This is a genomic window from Microbacterium sp. (assembly GCF_051953575.1).
Classification (GTDB): Bacteria; Actinomycetota; Actinomycetes; order Actinomycetales; family Microbacteriaceae; genus Microbacterium.
Window position 1 is genome coordinate 1 of sequence record NZ_JBQCIP010000055.1, and the last position, 3606, is coordinate 3606.

The window sequence follows — 3606 nt, forward strand, 5'->3', positions numbered from 1 at the left end:
CCCAGGTGCACATCGCGGGCATCGAGCGCTGGCTGCGTCAGGCTCGCGACCGCTCCTGACCGGCCTCCGGCTCTACGCGAAGCGGACGGTCTGCTGCAGCCGGGTGCGGACGTCGAAGACCTCGTTGCCGCCGATGTCTCGCGCGCCCGTGATGCCCCGCCGCAGCACGGTGGCGAGCGCGCTGCGTGCGGTGATGGTGACGGGCACGCTGCGGATCCGGCCGAGCTCCTGGATGGGCGCCGGCACATCCTCGTCGGGCAGCACGACGAGCGCGCCGCTGAAGCGCACGCCGGCTCTGCGGGCGACGGTGCGCATGTGGGTGAGCAGCTCGGCGATGGGAGCGCCGGGGATGCTGGGGCCCGAGAACTCGCCGCGGCGGAGCCCGACGGGCCCGCCGAAGTCCTCCGACAGCACGCCGTACAGGCCGCTCGGCCCCAGGACGATGTGGTCGATCTTGTCGTCGGGGCTGCTGCCGCGGCCGACCGCGGCGACGTCGTGCCACACGGTGTAGCCCATGCCGAGGCCGGCGACGATGCGGGCGGTGGCCTCTTCGGCGAGCGCATCGGCCAGCAGGCGGCGCAAGGCGACCGGGGCGGAGCGCACGAGCGCCGGGTCGTACGGGTCGTCGAGGGTGACGCCGCGGCCGGCCCATTCGCGGATGAGGGTCAGATACCGCTCGCGCCGCCAGCCGCCGGGCTGGCCGAACGACCGGGCGCGGGGACGCGTGTCTGTGCGGGCGGCGGGCGGGCGCCAGCCCGACCACTCGGGGGCTGCCGTCTCGCCGAAGCCGTGTCCGCGGTCGTACGCGGCGCGGGCCTCGGGCGTGCCGACGAGCTCCCACGCGCGCTGCACCTGGATGAACACGGCCGCGTCGCCGCCGGTGTCGGGGTGGGTCTGCCGCAGGCGCAGCCGGTAGGCCTTTCGGAGCGTCTCGTCGTCGACGCCGGGGTCGACGACGAGCACCTCGTAGGCGGACGCCGAGAGCGGACTGTCGAACACGCATCCTCCCCGGGGACCGCGACGGAGCGACCCGTACGGGCCGCGCGGATTTCCGCAGATCAGGCTACGTCACTCGACGGGGTCCGGGCGCGGTTCCTTGCGGCGCGCGTAGGCGGCCGCGCTGCGGCTCGACAGCGCGAGCAGCACCAGGATGTCGAGCGCGAGCGGCACGAACGTCTCGTCGACACGGATCTCCTGCCCCTGCACCCACCACGCGAAGAACGTCGTCGAGATCGAGACGACCGACAGGATCATGACCGCCACGCGCGCCCAGTTGCTGCCGAGCAGCACGAATACGGCGAACGTCACGTCGAGGGCGACCGAGACGACGACGATGCCGAGCACGATCCACAGCGCGGTCTGCCGGGCATCGGCGCTGTCGCCGTCGACACCCTCGAGCACGAGCTGCACGTCGGGGTCGGCGAGGATGTCCTGCCACACGAGAGCGATCGCCCCGCCGACGAGGAACCCGGCGACCGCTCGCAGCAGCACCAGCACGCCGCCGGCGATCGTCGCCGCGGGCCTCGGCATGTCGGGGTCGTGCTGCACAGGCCGAAGAAGCCGCGCCGCGGGCTCGTACGCGGGCCGCTTGACCGGTTCGCGGGAGACGCCGGAACCCGCCGGCACACCCCGGGCGTCGTGCGGCGGCGCTTCGGCGGGCGGCGGCATCCTCTCGTCGTTCACTCCGCACCTCCGCTCACGGAACGCACGTCGACGATGGGGAGGTCGCCGTCGGTGCGGATGCTGTCGCCGCCGCCGTTGCGGGCGTGATACCCGGTGGCGAAGTCGGCGATGACGTCGACCCCCACCCGCGCGTCGGCACCGCGGACGGACGACACGATGTGGTCCCGCTCGACGTCGGTGTCGGCGTCGATCTTGTGCGTGACCTGCAGCGTGAACAGCGACAGCCCGACCCTCGTGTCGAAGGTGCCCGCCGCGAGCCAGTCCACCCGGCGGCCGCCGGGCAGCAGCCAGTCGTCGGGGCAGCGCCAGAACCGCACGTGGTGGCGCTGTGCGGGGTTCCCGGCCACCTCCTGCTGGTACGCGAAGTCCTGCTGCCGCCCGAACAGGAACAGGGGGCTCACGGGCGCCTCGTCGTAGCTGCGGCGGGCGAGCGTCGATGTGATGATCCGCCACGACGAGCCGGGCGTGATCGGGTCGGCCCGTGTCCAGCCGGCTGCCGCCATGGCCTGCTGGATCTGCTCGCCCGTGCCGAGGAACGCGAGGTTTACGGGGTCGCCCAGCAGGCCGTCGCTCGTACGGGTGCGGCCGATGAAGTAGTCGGGCACGTAGATCGTGGTGAGGATGCGGTGAAGGCGCGGCAGCACGAGGTAGGCCAGCAGCCCCCAGAACGCGACGAAGAACGGGATGCCCCACCACCCCACGTGGAACGTCTCGGTGAGGCTCAGGTAGGCGAGCCAGATCGCCGCGACGCCCGCGAAGACGAAGAAGAACCAGTCGACCGCGACCCCGATCGAGTACGTGCGCCGGCTGGTCACGGTCTGCCCCCTGTCAGCCCCAGAGCGGGATCGACGGGCGGAACGACAGAGCGGATGCCGCCAGGTCGGGGGCCAGGTCCGCCAGGGTCGCCGGCGACCAGTGCGGGTCGCGGTCCTTGTCGACGACCTGCGCCCGGATGCCCTCCGCGAGGTCGGGCTGGGTCGTCGCGAACCACATGACGAGCCCGTACTCCTGCTCCAATGCGGCCCGCAGTCCGGGCAGCCGGCGGGCGCTCCGGACGGCGGCGAGCGTGACGGCGAGGCCGGTGGGAGACAGCTCGCCGAGCAGGTCGGCGGTGGCGGCCGCCTCTGGTTCGGAACGCGCGCGCAGCCGCTCCACGATGCCGGGCACGGTGTCGGCGGCGAAGGCGTCGTCGATCCAGCCGCGCGCGTCTTCGAGCTTCGAGCGGGGCGGGGTCTCGTCGAACAGCAGCACGAGCTCGGACAGCGACGGGTCGGCACGCGTCTCGAGCGCGTCGCGGAACCCGTCGAGGTTCTCGTGGGGCACGAAATGGTCGGCGAACCCTGCGTAGATCGCATCCGACGCGTCCATGACGGCGCCGGTGAGCCCGAGGTACTCCCCCAGTCGCCCGGGTGCGTGGGCGAGCAGCCACGTGCCCCCGACGTCGGGGGTGAAGCCGATGCGGGTCTCGGGCATCGCGAGCTGCGAGCGCTCGGTCACGACGCGGATCGACGCATGCCCGGCGACGCCGATCCCGCCGCCCATCGTGATGCCGTCGGCGAATGCGACGAACGGCTTGGGGTATTCGGCGATGCGGGCGTTGAGCGCGTACTCCTCGCGGAAGAAGACCGCGGCATCGTCGGCCCGGCCGCTCGTCACCTGCTCGGCGAGGCCCCGCACATCGCCGCCCGCGCACAGGCCGCGGTCGCCGGCGCCGTCGAGCAGCACGACGTCGACGTCGACGTCGTGCTCCCACGCGTCGAGGGCTTCGTGCATGAGCCGCACCATGCCGAGGTCGAGCGCATTGATGGCCCTCGGCCGGTTGAGGGTGAGGCGCCCGAGCCCCGCCCGCGCACGGACGAGGACGGTGGGCTCGGCGGCGGCAGCGGGGTCGGTCACGTGCGCAACGTTACCGGCCGACGTGGA

At 73.0% G+C, this 3606-nt stretch carries 4 protein-coding genes; all 4 read right to left on the reverse strand.

The window, feature by feature from the left end; translation table 11 throughout:
• Window positions 1–72: 72 nt before the first annotated feature.
• Window positions 73–999: a J domain-containing protein gene (locus ACTHNQ_RS04190; protein ID WP_440331360.1), complete on the reverse strand. Its 927-nt coding sequence runs from the start codon at window positions 997–999 to the stop codon at window positions 73–75.
• Window positions 1000–1068: 69 nt separating this feature from the next.
• Window positions 1069–1683: a hypothetical protein gene (locus ACTHNQ_RS04195; protein WP_440331362.1), complete on the reverse strand. Its 615-nt coding sequence runs from the start codon at window positions 1681–1683 to the stop codon at window positions 1069–1071.
• Entirely contained in the window at window positions 1680–2498 is an 819-nt protein-coding gene (locus ACTHNQ_RS04200; protein ID WP_026305804.1) for an LssY C-terminal domain-containing protein, read from the reverse strand. Before ACTHNQ_RS04200 ends, ACTHNQ_RS04195 begins: the two co-directional genes overlap by 4 nt.
• Window positions 2499–2511: 13 nt before the next feature.
• Window positions 2512–3579: an enoyl-CoA hydratase/isomerase family protein gene (locus tag ACTHNQ_RS04205; RefSeq protein WP_440331365.1), complete on the reverse strand. Its 1068-nt coding sequence runs from the start codon at window positions 3577–3579 to the stop codon at window positions 2512–2514.
• Window positions 3580–3606 lie beyond the last annotated feature (27 nt).